Here is an 18,482-nt window from a genome sequence, read left to right as displayed (position 1 = left end):
GTGTCCCTTCCTCATGCAAACAAAACGCCGCCGCTGCTTGCGCAACGGCGGCGGTATTGCCTTCCCGGGCGGTGTGCGTGTCGCTTAGAACTTACCGTTGAAGGTGACGAAGAACTGCCGCGGTGCGCCGGCCATCAAGGTCTGGTTGTAGCCATTGGGGTCGGAGACCACGTAGCCGTTGGTGCCGGTGGTGGCGAAGTAACGCTTGTCGAATAGGTTGGTGACGTTGGCGCTCAGCCCCAGGTTCTGGAACATGCCGACTTGACCGAAGTCGTAACCGGCACTCAGGTCGAAGCGCCAGTAGCTGGGTACCGACGAATCGTTGAGGTAGCTGATGTAGCGGCGGCTGGTGTATTTGCCGTCCAGCGACGCATGCCAGCCGGCGTTTTCGTAGGCCAGGCTGCTGGAGAACATCCATTCGGGGATGCCGACCACGTGCTTGCCGGAGGTCGCCACTACGCCACCGTTGAGGTAGTCGTCCTGGTAAGTGGCGTTGTCGTAGGACAGCGAGTTCAGCCAGCGCAGTTGCTCGATCGGGCGCCAGATCAACGCCAGGTCGGCGCCCTGGCTGCGCACCGAACCGACGTTGTTGAGCGTGGCCGAGCAGGTCTGGATCGCGCTGCACGGCGAGGTCACCAGCAGGCGGTTGTCGAACATGGTGTGGTACAGCGCCAGCGATGCTTCGACGCCGCCACCGCGCACGCGGTAGCCCATTTCATAGGTTTGCGCGGTTTCCGGTTTCAGCGATCCCTTGATGGCATTGAACGCGTTCTGCGATTCCTGAAACGGGGTGAAGCCGAAGCCGGCCATGTTCTTGTTGTAGGACGCGTAGACCTCTTGGTGATCGTCGATCTTGAAGTTCGCACCCACCTGCGGCAGCAGGTCCGAGTCCGCCTTGATCTCGCCGGCGGCGTTGGCCCTGGACGGCACGAGTGAATGCGCGGTGGTGTCCACGATCAGCTTCTTGGCGCCGAAGTTCAAGGTCAGGCGTTCGTCGAGCAGGCGCAGCGTATCCTGCGCGTAGACCATGCGGGTGTCGGTGTCGTAGTGCTGGTCGAAGCCGCGCGCAAACAGCGTGCCGTGCTGGTTGAAGTAATACAGGTCGGTGAATGGACCATTGAGCAGGAAGTAATTGCGTTCCTGCACGGTCTTGGCGTTCTGGTACCAGCCGCCGATCTCGATCTCGTTGCCGCTCACGGTGAAGTTGAGCGAGCCAGTGACGCCGTGCCGGTCGAGGCGGTAGTCGGTGGTGCGCATCGACAGCGGGATGGTCGCCGAAGACGCCGCGTATGGCGTGGTCCATTGGCCTTCGCCATTATCGCTGTGCGAGTAGCCGGTGAGGTTCAGCGTGGCGCTGCCACCCAAATTGAAGCTGCCGCTGAGCGCGGCCAGATTGTCGCGGCGCAGGCCGGCACCGGAGTAATAGGATGCATCGGCCTTGTCGTAGTCGGCAGGCAGGCCATTGAGCGAGGCCGGGTAGCTGCCATTGCCGTTGAGCGCGTTGGCGATCTGCACGGCGCTGTTCCAGTCCGGCATCAGGTAGTCCCAGTTCCAGCCCAGCACTTTCTGCGAGGTCAGCGACAAATCCATGATGTCGTATTCCTTGCGGTGCGAGCTGTCCAGGAACAGGCTGATCCGATTGCCTTCGCCCCACTGGTACAGCGCCTTGGCGTTGGCCTGGTTGTATTCGTTGTTGCCGTAGCCCTTCCACTTGTCTGCCTCGCCGTGGACCACCGAGGTGTACAACGAGAAGCCATGGAGATCACCGGTATCGCCACGCAGGTAGGTGCGGCGGGTGCTGTCCGAGCCGATGGTCTGGCTGAAGCGTAGGCCGGCTTCTGCGTCGGGGGCGGCGGAGAAGTAACGCACGGTGCCGCCGAGGTTACTGCTCGACGCGGTGCCCAGCGCGCCAGCGCCCTGCGCCAGTTCCACCGAGGCCACGTTTTCGGAGATGATCGCGCGGGTCACTTGCAGGCCGTCGGTGACGCCGTAGCTCATGTTGCCCAGTGGTACACCGTCCAGGGTGAAGCCCAGACGGCTCTGGTCGAAACCGTGCAGACTGATCGCGGTCGACCATTCGTAGGCGCCCCAGGCGTCGGCCGACTGGAACTGCACGCCGGGCAGCTTGTCCAGCACCTTCAGCGCGCTGGTGCCGGGTGCGGCGATGCCGATGTCCTGGCCGGTGATGCGCTGCACCTGACGGGTGGTGCCGGTGGAGGCGACCGTGATCGCATCGAGCATCGTCGCATCGCCGCCGCCGGCCGCGTTGGTGGCCGCATCTGCGGTAGCGTTAGCCGTTGTTGGCGCGGTGTCGGCCAGCGCTGCGAAAGCCGGTAGTGCGGACGCGACGGCGAGCACCAGCGCATGCGGGCGCAAGGATCGGGAAGTGGGGAGCATCAAGAGTCACCAATCATGTAGGAGAGACGTGCCGGGCCTGCTGCGCGACGCGCGGGCAGCCCGTGCCATGCCGACGTGCGGCAGGCCCCTCACCATGAACGGGATTTGTGAAAATTTCGGGGCGGTTCTGTGTCGGCGATAGGACAGCGAGTCGAGGTCAGCCGATGAGAGAGGCAGACCTCGCGCGTCTTGCCTGCGCCAGCGTTGCGGCGGTTACAGCGTTGTCGGCGCGACGTATGATGCCCGGCCTGCCACCGTCACCGCGCCTCGATGAAGCTCGCCATTCTGTCCCGGAACAGTAAGTTGTACTCGACGCGGCGCCTAATCGAGGCCGGCCGCGAGCGCGGGCACACGGTGCGGGTGCTGGACCCGTTGCGTTGCTACATGCGCATCGCCTCTGGCACCTTCACCATGCACTACAAAAGCAAGCCGATCACCGGTTACGACGCGGTGATCCCGCGCCTAGGCAATTCCGTGACCCGCTACGGCACCGCGGTGTTGCGGCAACTGGAAATGATGGGCGTGCATACTCCCAATCCGTCCGATGCGATCCTGCGCGCACGCGACAAGCTGCGTGCGCACCAACTGCTGGCGGCCAAGGGCATCGATATGCCGATGACCGTGTTCGGCGACAATCCCGACGACACTGGCGATCTGTTGTCCATGTTGGGGCCCCCGCCGCATGTGGTGAAGTTGAACGAAGGCGCCCAGGGCACCGGGGTGATCCTGGCTGAGAAGGCCAGCGCCTCGCGGGGGATGGTCGAGGCGTTGCGCGGGTTGTCCGCCAATTTCCTAGTGCAGGAATTCATCGCCGAAGCCGAGGGGGCCGATCTGCGCTGTTTCGTCGTGGGCGATCAGGTTGTCGCCGCGATGCGCCGGACCGCGCCGGAAGGCGACTTCCGTTCCAACCTGCATCTGGGGGGGACAGCCGAGCGTTACAGCTCCAGCAGCAGCGAACAGGAGGTGGCGATACGCTCGGCCAAGGCGCTGGGGCTGGGGGTGGCCGGGGTCGATCTGATCAGCTCGCGGCGGGGGCCGCTGGTTCTGGAGGTCAATTCCACGCCGGGTCTGGAGGGCATCGAGTCGGTGTGCGGGCGGGAGATTGCCGACAAGATCATCGCGCATCTCGAAGCTGGCTGCGGGTGAATTAAATCAATGAGTTATCTTGTTTTATCGCCATCATTTCTGACTTAACGCCGGTTTAATTCCGGGCTGCGTATGCTTCTTCTCACCGCAGCTCTGCCCTCCTCAGCAGGAACGGTAATCGGGATAGATACTTTTGGCCCAGGTGGCATTGTCCCCTGGGCCTTTTTCTTGGGCGCGATCGGCGTCGCGGTATCGCGTGCGGCCATGCCCGCGGCGCAACGACAGTGAGGCCCCGGATCCGCCGGGTGGAGGCATCGCGAGGTGGCAGTGATGGCCGGCCGGGCAGGGGAGGCCAGTGCCCGTCGCGCGATGCCGGAGATGAAAGGTGAGGCGCCCATGAACGTGAACGAAGCGTTCGCGCAGGAACTCCGTACAATTCGGCTGAGTGGTTGAGCGCGACCAATTCCGACATCCGTGCGGGCGTAGCGGGATGGGTCTGGCACCAGGGCAATCGTGCCGTGGCGGAAGGCGGCCTCCTGGCAGCTTATCCGTACCCGCACATTGCGCGAGGACCCGTTCGACGAGCCGCGAACGGTGCCGGGTCGGTGGCGCGCAGCCATGTGGTGTGTGTTGCGATGGCGTCGTTGCGCGCCACCACGCAATGCACAGGCCGCGGCGGAACACCGTCGCGAGAACGAGGATGCGCCGGACGTGATGTGGCGCAATCCAAATGGCAAGTACGACTGACGGGGTAAATGTTGGTGCGAATTTTAGTGATCGAAGACAACAGCGACATCGCCGCCAACCTGGGCGATTACCTCGAAGACCGTGGCCATACCGTCGATTTCGCCGCCGACGGCGTCACCGGCCTGCATCTGGCGGTGGTACACGAGTTCGATGCGATCGTGCTCGACCTCAACCTGCCCGGCATGGATGGAATCGAAGTCTGCCGCAAGCTGCGCAACGAAGCGCGTAAGCAGACCCCGGTGCTGATGCTCACCGCGCGCGATTCGCTGGACAACAAGCTCGCCGGCTTCGATTCCGGTGCCGACGACTACCTGATCAAGCCTTTCGCGCTGCAGGAAGTGGAAGTGCGGCTCAATGCGTTGTCGCGTCGTGGCAAAGGGGTGCATACCCGGGTCCTGGTGACGGGCGATCTGGAGTACAACCTGGACACGCTGGAAGTGCGACGTCAGAGCAAGCTGCTGCAGCTCAATCCCACCGCGTTGAAAATCCTGCAGGCATTGATGGAAGCTTCTCCCGCCGTGGTCACCCGGCAGGAGCTGGAAACCCGGGTGTGGGGCGAGGAACTGCCGGATTCGGATTCCTTGCGCGTGCACATCCACGGCCTGCGTGCGGTGGTGGACAAGCCGTTCGGGGTGCCGATGATCCAGACCCGTCACGGCATCGGCTACCGCATCGCTGCGCCCGATGCCTGACGGTTGACTGTCGTCCTTCCGGAAGCCCATGTTGTTGGTTCACGCCGTCTACGCGGTTCTTGAGAGTTGCTTTCTTTCTTTCAGATCAGGTAGGCTGAATCAATCGATGCAAAGATTATTTTGTATCGATAGGTGTTGCCTAACAATCATGTATAGACAACTGAGAGGGGCAAAAAGATGAGGAAGCTGTTTCCCATCGTGGTGTTGATTGGACTGGCGCTGTGTGCTGGTTCTGCATTTGCCGCCGGATCGGCATGCACCATTTGTACTTCGACGACTTACAATTTAGGGTGGCTTGGTCAATGGTCTTTCGACACTGATTGCCAAGAAGTTTCTTCTTGTTCCGATCCATTTTGATTGTCATGATTTGCGATAGCGGCCCAAGTGGGCCGCTATTGTTTTGCGGAGTGTGACTTTCTGATTCGTGTGGTTATTTGCAGTGTCGGTATTCGTATGCCGGTTTTGCCATAGAGGTCCGAATTCGTGGTGCGAATAATGAAGGCCCGTAGCCGGCGGCGTCTGCGCACCCGCATCATCCTATCGTTCTTGTTGTTCGGGACTGGGCTGACGATTCTGTTTGCGCTTGCGACAATCTGGGCGAATCGATACATCGAAACCAAGATGATCGAGGACGTGATGAATCGCAACATCGAAGTGATGGCGCGGTCATATGCGGCGAATCCGGATGCCAAGCCCGCACTCCAGGTCGAGCAGATGTATGCGCGTGCAGTCAATCCGAAAGATCCGGAAGCGATGGCGCGGCTTGCGCGAGATTTTCCGGGGTGGGTAAAGATGCCGGAAGGTATCGAGAGCTACAGCGGAACAGATGAATTCAATAAGCCGCTGGCGTACCAGGTTGCAGTGCGAAAGACGCAAGATGCCTGGTTTTTCCTTGCCTACGATACGACGAGAGCCAGTGTTGCTCAGAATCGTTTAAGGGCTTGGTTGTGCGTTTCGGTTCTGTTGTTTGGTTTTTTTTCACTGCTGATCGGTTGGTGGTCGGCGTCCAAGGTCATGCGCCCGGTGTCGGACCTTGCCGCGCGCCTGCGCGCCTACCGCGGCGGCACCAGCGAGCCCAAGCCGTTGGCGCCGCACTTCCCCGACGACGAAGTCGGCCAGCTGGCCGAGGCGCTGGACGATTACTCCACGCGGTTGACCGAAGTGGTGCAGCGCGACCGTGAGTTCAACGCCGACGTCAGCCATGAACTGCGCACGCCGCTGGCGGTGATCCGTGGCGCCACGGAGCTGCTGTTGACCCGTCCCAATCTCGACGACAAGGTGTTGCAGCGTCTGCAGCGCATCCAGCGTGCCGAACAGCAGTGCAGCGACCTGATCGGTTCGTTGTTGCTGTTGTCGCGCAACGAACGCGGGCAAGGGCATAGCAACGTGGCCAAGGTCGCCGAGCAACTGATCGAGTCGCATCGGGCGCAATTGGGCGGCAAACCACTCCAGTTACTGTTGGAGGGCGAGCGCGACCTGACCATCGACGCGCCCGATTCGGCGCTCTCGGTGGCGCTGGGCAATCTGATCGGCAACGCGGTCAAGTACACCCAGGAAGGCCAGGTGCTGGTGCGGGTGTTGAGCGATGCGGTGCAGGTGATCGATTCCGGTCCCGGCCTCAGCGAGGAAGACGCCGCCAAGTTATTTCAGCGCGGTTATCGCGGCACCCACGCGGGCCATTCGCAGGGCGGCGGCATCGGCCTGTCGATCGTCAGCCGTCTGTGCGATCTGTATGGTTGGCAGGTCAACGTGCGCCCAGGCGCCGCCAAGGGCGTGGTCGCCACGCTGTGGTTCAAGCCGGCGTAGCGGCGGATTCGATGGGTGCCGTTTCAACGGTGGCGGCATGGCCTATCGTGGCGACGGTGGCTTTTACCTCGCGGCCTTGATCGCCGCCAATGCCCGATAGCGCCGATCCAGTGCGTCCACGGCGTCCTGCAACTGCGCCGCCGTGCCGTCGTTGACCACCACGTCGTCGGCAATCGCCAGCCGCGCCGCGCGGGTGGCCTGCGCGGCCATCATCCGTTGGGCGAGATCGGCGCTGATGCCATCGCGCTGCGTCAGCCGCGCGTGCTGTAACGCTTCGGGTGCGTCCACCACCAGGATCCGGTCCAGCCAGGGATAGGCCGTGCGCGCGCCTATTTCTGTCAGCAAGGGAATGGCGGCGATGGCATACGCGCCAGCGGCCTTGCGACACGTTTGCTGCAGCAGCAGGCGAATGGCCGGATGGGTGATCGCTTCGAGGTCGCGCCGCGCGGCCGCATCGGCGAAGATGTGCTGTCGCAAGGCGGCGCGGTCGAGTTGGCCATCCTCGCGCAGAAGCTGCGCGCCGAACCGCGCCACGATCTGCGCCAGTGCCGGGTGACCGGGCGCGACCACGGCGCGTGCGGCCATGTCGGCATCGGCGACGACAATGCCTTTGGCTTCGAAGTGACGGCCGAGTTCGCTCTTGCCCGAGGCGACACCACCGGTCAGGCCGACGATGAACTCAGTCAAGCCGCCGCCCCGTCAACGCAGCCCGGACCAGTGCAGGTAGGTGTCCACGATCTGCCTGCCCCAGAAAAAGGTGATCCACCCGGCAATGGCCAGATAGGGGCCGAACGGGATCGGCGTCGCCCGGTCGCGGCCCTTGGCCGCGAGCCAGGCCGAGCCCAGGATCGCGCCCACCAGCGAGGAGATCAGGATGACCGGCAGGATCCCCTTCAGCCCGCACCAGGCGCCGATGGCGGCCAGCAGCTTGAAGTCGCCATGGCCCATGCCTTCCTTGCCGGTGATCTGCTTGAACAGCCACCACACCGACCACAGCGACACATAGCCGACCGCCGCGCCGAGCAGGGCCGGTTTGGCCGGCATGTACAGATTGTCCATACTGCCGATCAGGCCCAGCCACATCAGCGGCAAGGTCAGTTGATCCGGAAGCAGGCGGGTGCGCAGATCGATCCCCGACAACGCGACCAGGAAGCAACTGAGCACGATCGCACCGAAGCCCTGCCAGCCGAAGCCGAAGCGCCACACGCTGGCGACCACCAGCAGGCTGGTCAACAGCTCTACCAGCGGATACTGGATCGAAATCGGGGTATGGCAGTAGCGGCACTTGCCGCGCAGGGCCAGCCAACTGAACAGCGGAATGTTCTCGTACCAGGCCAGCCGGTGCTTGCAATGCGGGCAGTGCGACGGCTCCACCACGATGCCGGGGGGCGCTGGATCGTAGAGGTCTGGCAACTCCAGAATCTCGCGCGAATCGCGCTTCCATTGCCATTCCATGCGCTTGGGCAGGCGCAGGATCACCACGTTGAGAAAGCTGCCCACCAGCAGGCCCAGCCCCGCCGCGGCCGGGTAGCCCAGGCCGGGGTGTTGATCGAGAAATGCCATTGCGCCTTATCCCACCACCGAGGCCAGCTTGAAGATCGGTAGATACATGCCGATGACCATGCCGCCGACGATGGTGCCGATGAACACCATGATCAGCGGTTCCATCAGGCTGCTCAAGGCATCGACCGCGTTGTTGACTTCCTGTTCGAAGTATTCGGCCACCTTGAACAGCATCGCGTCCAGCGCGCCGGCCTCCTCGCCGATGGCGGTCATCTGGATCACCATGTGCGGAAACAGATTGGTCTGCTTCATCGCCACGTTCACCGGGTAGCCGACCGCCACGTCGTCGCGCATGCGCAAGACGGATTTTTCGTAGACGCTGTTGCCGGTGGCGCCAGCGACGATGTCCAGCGCTTCCACCAACGGCACGCCGGCGCGGAAGGTCACTGCCAGGGTGCGCGAGAAGCGCGCCACCGAACTGTTGTGCATGATCTGGCCGATGACCGGCACTTTCAGGATCAGCCGGTCCATGCCATGCTGCATGGCTGGCGAGCGCTTGTAGGCGAAGGTGAAGCCCACGATGCTGCCGATCACCACGATCAGCATCATCCACCAATACGCGACCATGAAGCGCGAGGCCGTCACGATCATCTGGGTGAAGGCCGGCAGTTGCGCGCCGAAGCCCTTGAACACGTCCTCGAACTGCGGCACCACCCAGACCAGCAGGATGCAGCTGACGATCACTGCGACGGCCATCACCATGGCCGGATAGAACAAGGCCTTCTTGATCTTGCCTTTCAGCGCTTCGATGTTTTCCTTGTAGGTGGCCACCGTTTCCAGCACGGTTTCGAGCACGCCGGCGCCTTCGCCGGCCTTGACCAGGTTGCGGTACAACTCGTCGAACTGCACTGGATGCCGGCTGATCGCTTCGTAGAGCGAGGAGCCGCCTTCGATATCGGTGCGGATCTGCTCGACCATCTTTTTCATGCGCGGGTTCTTGTGCCCGCTGGCGATGATCTCCAACGAACCCACGATGGGCACGCCCGACTTCATCATCGTCGCCATTTGCCGGCTGAAGAAGGCGATGTCCTTGGGGGTGACCTTGCTGCCCGCCGCGCCGAACAAGGGCTTGGGCTTGGGCTTGACCACGGTGGGGGTGATCCCCTGGCGGCGCAGTTCCGCGCGCAACAGGTTGGCGTTCTTGGCCGTCTGCTCGCCTTTCATCTTGACGCCGCGCTTGTCGGTGCCCTCCCAGACGAACTGAATTTGTTGGCTGGTAGCGCGCGCGACCGGTTCTTTTTTGACTGCGCTCTTGACTGCGCTGCGAGTTGCGGACATCAGGTCGTCTCCCCCGTCCGGCCATCCCCGGGCGGACATGCACCGCATGGTATCGGTTTCCGTGGCGCCTGGCATCCGTGCGCTGCTGGAAGTCGCGATCAGTTGTCGATGATTGCCGAGTGACGCAGTGCGTCAGTTTTTGACCCTCGGGGGCGACCAGCCCATCCCGTCGCGGATCCCGAATCTTGGCTACTTCCCGTGCGCCGTAATCGGGCATTATATGTCCGGGGAGTCATGCGGCGAGGTGCGAAAAGTTGGCACGCAGTCTGCTTGGAACCCTGTACGTGGCGCTTCGCCGCGGCGCTCGGGGAGAACGCTCCGCGGGCGAGTGCCTACACCTTATACGCCATACTCTAGGGGTTTGTTATGAAGAAGCAGCAGGGCTTTACCCTGATCGAACTGATGATCGTGGTCGCGATCATTGCTATCCTGGCCGCGATTGCCATACCGCAGTACCAGAATTATTTGGCTCGTGCACAGTTCTCGGAAGCGCTGACACTCACCGATGGGCTCAAGACCCAGGTGGCCGAGTACTATGCCAATCAGGGAGCCTGCCCGGCCAATGGTGCGAATGGGTTCGAAGCCAATACCGGTTATGCCGGCAATTACACCGCAAAAATCGACTTGGGCGGCACAGCTCCGGCTTGCACCATCACTGCGACATTTAACGCCGCGGGTGTCAATGCCAATCTACAAAACAAGACAGTGAAGTTGACCGCGAATAACGTTGGTGGTGCTTTGAACTGGGTCTGCACGACGACGGCCTTGCAGAAGTATGTGCCAAATACCTGCACGGGTGCCTGATCGAAAGAGCGACCATCGGAATCGTCCGCCCCTCATTCCAGTCACGACAAGCCCGCCATCAGGCGGGTTTGTTTTTTGTGGTGATGACGTGGCATCAGTCCTCTGCTCGATACCGCTAAGATAGCGCCTCTGGATACAGGGTCCCGGTTATGAGCGCCATATCAGCCAATCTCGTCGGCATCACCGGCATCGCCCGCCGTCTCGTTCAGGATGGGGTCTTGGAGGAGGCCGCGGCGCGGGCCGCCATGGCCCAGGCCACCGAGGCCAGGGTTCCGCTGCCGCAATGGTTCGCCGAGAAGAAGCTGGTCACCGCCGCGCAGTTGGCCGCCGCCAATGCGGTGGAATTCGGTGTGCCGTTGCTGGATGCCTCGGTGTTCGACGCCAGCCAGAACGCGATGAAGCTGGTCAGCGAGGAGCTGCTGCACAAGCACCAGGTGCTGCCGCTGTTCAAGCGCGGTAGCCGTCTGTTCGTGGGGATCAGCAATCCCACCCAGACCCGGGCGCTGGACGACATCAAGTTTCATACCAATCTCACGGTCGAGCCGATCCTGGTCGATGAGGACCAGATCCGGCGCACGCTGGAGCAGTGGCATTCCAGCAACGATGCGCTCGGCAGTGCGTTGGGCGGCGACGACGAGGGCATGGACAACCTCGATGTGGGCGGTGACGAGGACGGCGGCAGCGGCGACACCGGTATGGACGCCAAGAGCGACGACACGCCGGTGGTCAAGTTCGTCAACAAGGTGCTGATCGATGCGATCCGCCGCGGTGCCTCGGATATCCATTTCGAGCCCTACGAGGACGACTACCGGGTGCGCCTGCGCATCGATGGCCTGCTCAAGAACGTGGCCAAGGCGCCGGTCAAGCTCAATCAGCGCATCGCCGCGCGGCTGAAGGTGATGGCGCAGTTGGACATCGCCGAGAAGCGCGTGCCGCAGGACGGGCGCATCAAGCTCAATCTGTCCAAGAACAAGCAGATCGACTTCCGCGTCAGCACGCTGCCGACGCTGTTCGGCGAGAAGATCGTGCTGCGTATTCTCGACGGCAGTGCGGCCAAGCTGGGCATCGACAAGCTCGGCTACGAGCCGGAACAGCAGCAGTTGTTCCTGGACGCGATCCATAAGCCCTACGGCATGGTGCTGGTGACCGGCCCGACCGGCTCCGGCAAGACGGTGTCGCTGTATACCGCGCTGGGCATTCTCAACGACGAAACCCGCAACATTTCCACCGCCGAGGACCCGGTGGAAATCCGTCTGCCGGGCGTCAATCAGGTGCAGCAGAACAACAAGCGCGGCATGACCTTCGCCGCAGCCTTGCGTTCGTTCCTGCGTCAGGACCCGGACATCATCATGGTCGGCGAAATCCGCGACTTGGAAACCGCCGAGATCGCGATCAAGGCAGCGCAGACCGGTCACATGGTGCTGTCCACCCTGCACACCAACGATGCGCCGCAGACCATCGCGCGTCTGATGAACATGGGCATCGCGCCTTACAACATCACCAGTTCGGTGACCTTGGTGATCGCGCAGCGGTTGGCGCGGCGGCTGTGCAACAACTGCAAACGCCCGGTCAAGCTGCCGGATAAAGCCTTGCTGGCCGAAGGCTTCACCGAAGCGGACATCGCCGCGGGGATCCAGTTGTACGAGCCGGTCGGTTGCGAGGAATGCACCGAAGGCTACAAGGGCCGCACCGGCATCTACCAGGTGATGCCGATGAACGACGAAATCGCCGCGATCGTGCTGCAGGGCGGTAACGCGATGGACATCGCCAGCGCCGCGCAGAAGATCGGGGTCAATGATCTGCGTCAGTCGGCCTTGCTCAAGGCGCGCAATGGCATCACCAGTCTGGCCGAGATCAACCGCGTGACCAAGGATTGATGCGCAGTGGGGCGGCGCGCGACAGGGCGCCGCTCCGCCGTGTGATCTGCGCAACATGCCTTGGATGCCAGGCGATGTCGATGGCAACGCAGGGTGTCGTGTCGGCGTTGCGGTATGCCTTGTAGCGACCGGCCCGCTGGGGTCTATTCCATCCCCAGCTTTTTCAGCTTGTAGCGCAGGGCGCGGAAGGTGATGCCGAGTTGCGCGGCGGTGCGGGTCTTGTTCCAGCGGTTTTCTTCCAGCGCTTTCTGGATCGCCGCGCGTTCGAGCTGCTCGATATAGGAGGGCAGCGCCGAGGAACCGGGGTCGATGTCGACCACGCCGGGCGGCAGCGCCGGGGCGGCCTCGGCCGCCGCCCGGGCGCTGTTGCCGGGTTGCGGGAGGCGTAGATCCGCGGCATCGATCTGGTCGTCGTCGGCCATCGCCAGGGCGCGTTCGAGGATGTTCTCCAGTTCGCGCACGTTGCCGGGGAAGGCGTAGCTGCTCAGTGCGTCCAGTGCGGAGGAGGATAGCAACGGGGCCGGCCGGCCGTGGCTCTTGGCCAGCCGCAACAGAATCGCCGCGGCCAGGTGCGGCAGGTCGCTGGCACGTTCGCGCAGCGGCGGCACGCGTAGTTCGATCACGTTGATGCGGTAATACAGGTCGTGGCGGAAGCGGCCCTCGGCGACCAGGTCGGCCAGGTCCTTGTGGGTTGCCGAGAGAATACGCACGTCCACAGGCACTTCCGTGGCGGCACCGACCGGGCGCACCGATTTTTCCTGGATCGCGCGCAGCAACTTGACCTGCATCGGCAACGGCAGTTCGGCGACTTCGTCGAGGAACAAGGTACCGCCGTGCGCGGCCTGGAACAGGCCGGCCTGATCGGCATGCGCGCCGGTGAAGCTGCCTTTCTTATGCCCGAAGAACTCGCTTTCCATCAGTTCGGCGGGGATCGCGCCGCAGTTCACCGGGACGAACGGTCCGACCGCGCGTGCGCTCTGTTCGTGGATGGTGCGGGCGACCAGTTCCTTGCCCACGCCCGATTCGCCGAGGATATAGACCGGCGCTTGGTTGCGTGCCACCTTGGCGATGGTGTTGCGCAGCGCCTCCATCGCCGCCGATGCGCCGAGCAGGCGGCTGGCATGTTCCGGCGCCGGGGCTGGCGCGGCGGCACGCGTTGCGTTGTTGAGTTCCAGCGCGTGCTTGACCAGGCCGCGCAGAATCTGGATGTCGACCGGCTTGCTGACGAAGTCGAACGCGCCGGCCTTCAGCGCCTCCACCGCCAGATCCATGCTGCCGAAGGCGGTGATCATCGCCACCGGTGTGTGCGGATAGTGCTTGGCAATCTCGCTGACCAGTTCGATGCCGTTGCCGTCGGGCAGGCGCATGTCGGTGATGCACAGGTCGTAGCGATTGCTCGCCAGCAATTCGCGCGCTTCGGCCAAATTGGCGGCGGTGCTGATGCGCAGGCCCATCCTGCCCAGGGTCAGGACCAGTAACTCGCGGATGTCGCGCTCGTCGTCGACGATCAGGGCGCTTCGGGTTTCGTTCATGCGCAAAAAGAGGGTTGATGGTTGAGGAAGAGCGAGGGCGGCAATTTAGCGGTGTTGCTGGCGTGTTGGCGAAGCGATTCTCACCTCTCAGCGCACCAGCATCGCGTGTGGTCCGGGCAGGGTGACGCGAAAGCAGGCGCCTCCCGCTGGGACCGGGACGTACTCCAGGCGCGCCTGGTTGGCGCGGCACAGTTCGCGGGCGATGTACAGGCCCAGTCCGGTGCCGTGCTCGGAAGTGGTGAAGAATGGGCGGAACAGTTGTGCCGCCACTGTCTCGGGAATGCCGGGGCCGCGGTCCATCACGTCGACGATGGCGTTGCGTTCCTGCATGCAGACGCGCAGCCGTACCCGTGCCGGTTCCTCCATCACCCGGCCGTACTTGAGTGCGTTGTGCACCAGCGCACTGAGGATTTGATGCAGATGTTTGGGATCGACCAACGCATGCACGGGGTGCTGCGGAAGGATCGCCTCGATGCTGTCGGTCTCGATCGACAGGCCCTGTTGGCAGTCCAGCACGAAGCGGCGCGAGAATGCACCCAAGTCTAGATTCTCGGGGTTTGAGCGCTCGCGTCGGGCCAGTCCCAGCACACTCTCGACAATGCCGTTGGTGCGCTGGCACTGCTGATGGATGATCTGCAACAGGCGGCGGTCGGCATTGTCGATGGCCGTGGATTCCTCCAGCAACTGTGAGGCGTAGTTGATGGCTGCCAGTGGATTACGGATTTCATGGGCCAGGCTCGCCGAGAAGCGGCCCATTGCCGACAGTGTCAGCGACTCGGCGCGCCGCGAGACTACCGTGGCGTCGTCGAGAAACACCAGGGTGAGCTCGCCCTCGGCCAATAGCCGGGCGAAGCGCGGTTGTACTTCCGGCTGGTCCGGGGATAGTTGCAGCGGGCTTTCCTCTTGGTTCCAGCCATTGCGCCAGCGTTGCAGGCGACGCGCCAACTCCGGCGCGGCACGGAGCAGGTTGAGTTGGCCGTTATCGCTGTGACTGTCGGTATCGCCGAGCAGGAACGAGGCCGCCTCGTTGACCAGAGTGACTCGGTTCTGGCCGTCGACCACCAACACGCCCGTGCGCATGCGACGGATGATCAGTTCGTTGATTTCGTAGAGGTTCGCCACCTCCGCGCCGCGCTGTTCGGCCAGGCTCTGATTGATGCGCGCGCGTCGCCCGATGCGATTGCAGAAGTAAGCCACCGCGAGGTAGCTGGTGGCGAACATCGCCAATTCGGCCAAGCTGCGGCTGTTGTTGCCGCTGTCCAGGATGGTCCAGAGATATTCCGCCAGGAGCGCCGCCGAGGCAGTCAGCGCGATCGCCATGCTCCAGCGCAGGCGCAGCATCATGGACGATGCGGCGATATTGAACAGCAGCATCATGGCGATACCGGCGCTGGCGGCGGGCAGCGCATGCGCTGCCACGGTCGCCGCAGCGATGTCGGTGACCGTGCTGAAGCACACGATGGGGGGCAGGTGACGTTCGTTGCGTCCCCATAACAACAGCGCCAGTGCCACGAAGACATAGACCGTGGCCAGCTCGTTCGCTAGTTGCGGGAAACGCGGTTCGCCGATCAGTGTGCTGAGTGGGCTGAACACCAATGCCGCGATCAACCCGGCGACCAGGATCCGGTACAGCGCAAAAAAATACAGTTCGCGGCGCGGGATGGACTTGATGCGATCGATGAGCGAGGCGCTGGTGGCCAAGCTGGACTCCAGACGTGCGGTGGACGGCGCGAGTATAGGGTGTCGCTGTCGTGGCGGATGGCAGAGGGGGTAGGCTTCGGGATGGCGATCCCGCCGTCATGGTGCGGGCGTGCCAGCCATGGCGGATGGCCGACGCGCATACGCGGCGCTCGACCGGTGGGGTCGGCGCACTGGCGCTTTTGCGCCGCCGCCCAGGGTCGGCGACAATAGGCGCCCCGTCCGTACCGTCTCCGGCTGCCATTCAGGCTCCAGGTCGCTGCGGGACGGTCGTTCCTTCTCCCACGGTGACGCATGAATTTCCACGAATACCAGGCGAAACAACTGTTTGCCAACTACGGCATCCCGGTTCCGGCCGGACGCATCGCGTCCACGCCGGAAGAAGCCGTCGAAGCGGCCAATGCCTTGGGCGATGGCCCCTGGATGGTCAAGGCCCAAATCCATGCGGGCGGCCGCGGCAAGGCCGGCGGCGTGAAGTTCTGCAAGACCACCGACGATGTCAAAGCCGCCGCGGCCAAGATGCTCGGTACCAAGATGGCCACCTATCAGTCCGCAGGCGTGGCACTGCCGGTCAATCTGGTGCTGGTGACCACTGCCGGCGAGATCGTCAAGGAGCTGTATTTATCGCTGCTGGTCGACCGCGACCAGAAGTCGATCACCTATATCGTCTCCAGCGAAGGCGGCGTGGACATCGAGGAAGTCGCCGCCACCACGCCCGAGAAGATCCACACCCTCGTGGTGGACTACGCCGAAGGCGTGCAGCCCTACCAGGGACGCGAGATCGGCTTCAAGATGGGGCTGACCGCCAAGCAGGCCAATCAGCTGGCCAACATCATGGGCGGGCTGTACGCGCTGTTCAACGACAAGGATCTGTCGCTGGTCGAACTGAACCCGCTGGCGATTCTGGACGACCAGAACCTCTATGCGCTGGATGGCAAGGTCAACTCCGACGACAACGCTACCTTCCGTCGCAAGGATCTGGCCGCCATGCGCGATACCACGCAGGAAGACGAGACCGAGGTGAAGGCCAGCGAGCACGACCTCAACTACGTCACCATGGACGGCAACATCGGCTGCATGGTCAACGGCGCCGGTCTGGCGATGGCCACGATGGATGTGATCGCGCTCAACGGCGGTGCGCCGGCCAACTTCCTCGACGTGGGCGGCGGCGCCACCAAGGAACGCGTGACCGAGGCGTTCAAGCTCATCCTGTCCAGCGACAAGGTCAAGGCCATTTTCGTCAACATCTTCGGCGGCATCGTCCGCTGCGACATGATTGCCGAGGGCATCATCGCCGCGGTTAAGGAAGTGGACGTCAAGGTGCCGGTGGTGGTGCGTCTGGAAGGCACCAATGTGGAAGCGGGCAAGAAGCTGCTGGCCGACTCCGGCCTGGCCATCACCCCGGCCGACGACATCAACGACGGCGCCAAGAAGGCCGTCGCTGCCGTCGCCGCCTGAACCCTCCACGAGACTTAGGAAGAATCATGTCTGTTTTGATCAACAAGAAGACGAAGGTCATCGTGCAGGGCTTCACTGGCCAGCAGGGCACCTTTCACGCCACCCAGATGGTGGAATACGGCACCCAGGTCGTCGGCGGCGTGACCCCCGGCAAGGGCGGCAGCACCCACATCGGCCTGCCGGTGTTCAACACCGTGCGCGAAGCGGTCCAGGCCACCGGCGCCGACGCCTCGGTGATCTACGTGCCGCCGCCGTTCGCGGCCGACGCGATCCTGGAGGCCGCAGCGGCCGGCATCAAGGTCATCGTCTGCATCACCGAGGGCATCCCGGTGCTGGACATGCTGCGGGTCAAGAACGTGCTGAAGCAGCATCCGGACGTGGTGCTGGTCGGCCCCAACTGCCCTGGCATCATCACCCCGGGCGAGTGCAAGATCGGCATCATGCCCGGCCACATCCACCAGAAGGGCAAGATCGGCATCGTCTCGCGCTCGGGCACGCTGACCTATGAAGCGGTCAAGCAAACCACCGCCGCTGGCCTGGGCCAGTCCACGGTCATCGGCATCGGCGGCGACCCGATCAACGGCCTGAACTTCGTCGACTGCCTCAAGCTGTTCAACGAAGACCCGCAGACCGAAGGCATCATCATGGTCGGCGAAATCGGTGGTGCCGCCGAGGAAGCCGGTGCTGCGTACATCAAGCAGCACGTCAAGAAGCCGGTGGTCGGTTTCATCGCCGGCGCTTCCGCGCCGAAGGGCAAGCGCATGGGTCATGCCGGCGCGATCGCCTCCGGCGGTTCGGGCACGGCCGAAGGCAAATTCGCGGCGATGGAAGCGGCCGGCGTCAAGACCGTGCGTTCGCCGGGCGACCTGGGCGCGGCGATTGCTTCGCTGGTGAAGTAAGCCGCGAGCACTGCGTCGTCGCCGCAAACCGGTTGCGGCGACGGTGCGGCAAGGCTGTCGGAAAGGCCTCGCGTGTGCGAGGCCTTTTTCGTTGGTGTAGGCCGCGTTCCACATGATCGATTCGCTATGTGGGTGATGGCATGCAGAGGTGGGATGAATGAGCGCTCATCAGCCTGCCCGAACTGACCTGCGCGGGCATCGCGTGTCGCACGGTGACGGATGGCCTGCCTTGTCAGCCTCCCGTAAAATTGATCCAGCCATAGCTAGAGGTCTCCGTGCAGACTAGCCACCGAGGAGACCAACGATGAGCTGGGCATTTCCGAGGCGACGTACTACGTCTGGAAGTCCAAGTACGGCGGCATGGAGGCTGCTGACGTACAGCGCCTTCGAGACCTGGAAACCGAACACGGCAAGCTCAAGCGGATGTATGCCAAGCTTGCGATGGAAAACCATGCATTGAAGGATGTCATCGCAAAAACATTGTAGACCCGGCGCATAAGCGCCCACTTCTTGCCTGGCTCATCGAGCCGCATGGCTGGAGCGAGCGCCGGGCCTGTTCGGTGCTGGGCGTGGCTCGCTCGACGGCACGCTATCGGCGCCGTCCTAATCGGGATGAAGAGGTCATTGCGCTGCTGTCCGAGTTGG

13 protein-coding genes and 1 pseudogene are annotated in these 18,482 nt (G+C 63.2%); 8 read left to right on the top strand and 6 right to left on the bottom strand.

Annotation, left to right across the window (positions count from 1 at the left end; all coding sequences use genetic code 11):
* Positions 1–84 precede the first annotated feature (84 nt).
* Entirely contained in the window at positions 85–2,397 is a 2,313-nt protein-coding gene (locus XalbCFBP2523_RS08630; protein WP_045765322.1) for a TonB-dependent receptor, read from the bottom strand.
* A gap of 270 nt (positions 2,398–2,667) precedes the next feature.
* Between XalbCFBP2523_RS08630 and rimK the strand changes: the two genes are divergently transcribed.
* The 3 genes from rimK (at position 2,668) to XalbCFBP2523_RS08610 (ending at position 6,728) form a co-directional block, all read left to right on the top strand.
* Complete coding sequence (gene rimK / locus XalbCFBP2523_RS08625) at positions 2,668–3,543, top strand: 30S ribosomal protein S6--L-glutamate ligase (RefSeq protein WP_045765323.1); 876 nt, start codon at positions 2,668–2,670, stop codon at positions 3,541–3,543.
* A 701-nt stretch (positions 3,544–4,244) separates the two neighbouring features.
* Complete coding sequence (locus XalbCFBP2523_RS08615) at positions 4,245–4,922, top strand: response regulator transcription factor (RefSeq protein ID WP_045728928.1); 678 nt, start codon at positions 4,245–4,247, stop codon at positions 4,920–4,922.
* A gap of 495 nt (positions 4,923–5,417) precedes the next feature.
* Positions 5,418–6,728, top strand: a complete 1,311-nt coding sequence (locus XalbCFBP2523_RS08610) for a sensor histidine kinase (protein ID WP_012915190.1) — start codon at positions 5,418–5,420, stop codon at positions 6,726–6,728.
* A gap of 63 nt (positions 6,729–6,791) precedes the next feature.
* Here the strand turns inward: XalbCFBP2523_RS08610 and coaE are convergent, their stop codons facing one another.
* The 3 genes from coaE to XalbCFBP2523_RS08595 are packed head-to-tail and all read right to left on the bottom strand — an operon-like array spanning position 6,792 to position 9,569.
* Entirely contained in the window at positions 6,792–7,415 is a 624-nt protein-coding gene (gene coaE, locus XalbCFBP2523_RS08605; RefSeq protein ID WP_045765325.1) for a dephospho-CoA kinase, read from the bottom strand.
* A gap of 12 nt (positions 7,416–7,427) precedes the next feature.
* Complete coding sequence (locus XalbCFBP2523_RS08600) at positions 7,428–8,291, bottom strand: prepilin peptidase (protein ID WP_045765326.1); 864 nt, start codon at positions 8,289–8,291, stop codon at positions 7,428–7,430.
* Between the two features lie 6 nt (positions 8,292–8,297).
* Positions 8,298–9,569: a type II secretion system F family protein gene (locus XalbCFBP2523_RS08595; protein ID WP_012915193.1), complete on the bottom strand. Its 1,272-nt coding sequence runs from the start codon at positions 9,567–9,569 to the stop codon at positions 8,298–8,300.
* A 366-nt stretch (positions 9,570–9,935) separates the two neighbouring features.
* Here XalbCFBP2523_RS08595 and XalbCFBP2523_RS08590 point away from each other — a divergent pair, with 366 nt between their 5' ends.
* Both XalbCFBP2523_RS08590 and pilB read left to right on the top strand, forming a co-directional pair.
* A complete protein-coding gene (locus XalbCFBP2523_RS08590) occupies positions 9,936–10,373 on the top strand; it encodes a pilin (protein ID WP_012915194.1) in 438 nt (145 codons plus the stop codon).
* A gap of 149 nt (positions 10,374–10,522) precedes the next feature.
* Positions 10,523–12,250 (top strand): type IV-A pilus assembly ATPase PilB, encoded by a 1,728-nt coding sequence (pilB, locus tag XalbCFBP2523_RS08585; protein WP_045765327.1) that lies wholly within the window; start codon positions 10,523–10,525, stop codon positions 12,248–12,250.
* Between the two features lie 143 nt (positions 12,251–12,393).
* On the opposite strand, the gene XalbCFBP2523_RS08580 is transcribed toward pilB, so the two are convergent.
* Positions 12,394–13,782 carry a sigma-54-dependent transcriptional regulator gene (locus tag XalbCFBP2523_RS08580; protein WP_045765328.1) on the bottom strand — a complete coding sequence of 463 codons (1,389 nt, stop codon included), beginning with the start codon at positions 13,780–13,782 and terminating at the stop codon, positions 12,394–12,396.
* An 87-nt stretch (positions 13,783–13,869) separates the two neighbouring features.
* Positions 13,870–15,483: a sensor histidine kinase gene (locus XalbCFBP2523_RS08575; protein ID WP_045764294.1), complete on the bottom strand. Its 1,614-nt coding sequence runs from the start codon at positions 15,481–15,483 to the stop codon at positions 13,870–13,872.
* Positions 15,484–15,774: 291 nt separating this feature from the next.
* On the opposite strand from XalbCFBP2523_RS08575, the gene sucC reads away from it, so the two are divergent.
* The 3 genes and pseudogenes from sucC to XalbCFBP2523_RS08560 all read left to right on the top strand — a co-directional run.
* The gene (gene sucC / locus XalbCFBP2523_RS08570) at positions 15,775–16,938 is read left to right on the top strand and encodes an ADP-forming succinate--CoA ligase subunit beta (protein WP_045739005.1); all 1,164 of its coding nucleotides are present in this window, start codon (positions 15,775–15,777) and stop codon (positions 16,936–16,938) included.
* Between the two features lie 26 nt (positions 16,939–16,964).
* The gene (gene sucD, locus XalbCFBP2523_RS08565; protein WP_012915199.1) at positions 16,965–17,837 is read left to right on the top strand and encodes a succinate--CoA ligase subunit alpha; all 873 of its coding nucleotides are present in this window, start codon (positions 16,965–16,967) and stop codon (positions 17,835–17,837) included.
* A 306-nt stretch (positions 17,838–18,143) separates the two neighbouring features.
* Positions 18,144–18,482, top strand: a pseudogene (locus tag XalbCFBP2523_RS08560) (transposase); the annotation flags it as partial.

It is taken from the genome of Xanthomonas albilineans, from assembly GCF_002939705.1.
Lineage (GTDB): Bacteria > Pseudomonadota > Gammaproteobacteria > Xanthomonadales > Xanthomonadaceae > Xanthomonas_A > Xanthomonas_A albilineans.
Note: the sequence above shows the minus strand (reverse complement) of the source record. Positions and strands in the feature narration are given on the sequence as shown.

What these genes read in the sequence shown, in the direction of transcription:
- XalbCFBP2523_RS08580 (WP_045765328.1), bottom strand. Translation starts at nt 13,782, where the DNA reads ATGAACGAAACCCGAAGCGCCCTGATCGTCGACGACGAGCGCGACATC.
- XalbCFBP2523_RS08600 (WP_045765326.1), bottom strand. Translation starts at nt 8,291, where the DNA reads ATGGCATTTCTCGATCAACACCCCGGCCTGGGCTACCCGGCCGCGGCG.
- XalbCFBP2523_RS08595 (WP_012915193.1), bottom strand. Translation starts at nt 9,569, where the DNA reads ATGTCCGCAACTCGCAGCGCAGTCAAGAGCGCAGTCAAAAAAGAACCG.
- sucC (WP_045739005.1), top strand. Translation starts at nt 15,775, where the DNA reads ATGAATTTCCACGAATACCAGGCGAAACAACTGTTTGCCAACTACGGC.
- XalbCFBP2523_RS08590 (WP_012915194.1), top strand. Translation starts at nt 9,936, where the DNA reads ATGAAGAAGCAGCAGGGCTTTACCCTGATCGAACTGATGATCGTGGTC.
- rimK (WP_045765323.1), top strand. Translation starts at nt 2,668, where the DNA reads ATGAAGCTCGCCATTCTGTCCCGGAACAGTAAGTTGTACTCGACGCGG.
- XalbCFBP2523_RS08610 (WP_012915190.1), top strand. Translation starts at nt 5,418, where the DNA reads ATGAAGGCCCGTAGCCGGCGGCGTCTGCGCACCCGCATCATCCTATCG.
- pilB (WP_045765327.1), top strand. Translation starts at nt 10,523, where the DNA reads ATGAGCGCCATATCAGCCAATCTCGTCGGCATCACCGGCATCGCCCGC.
- sucD (WP_012915199.1), top strand. Translation starts at nt 16,965, where the DNA reads ATGTCTGTTTTGATCAACAAGAAGACGAAGGTCATCGTGCAGGGCTTC.
- XalbCFBP2523_RS08630 (WP_045765322.1), bottom strand. Translation starts at nt 2,397, where the DNA reads ATGCTCCCCACTTCCCGATCCTTGCGCCCGCATGCGCTGGTGCTCGCC.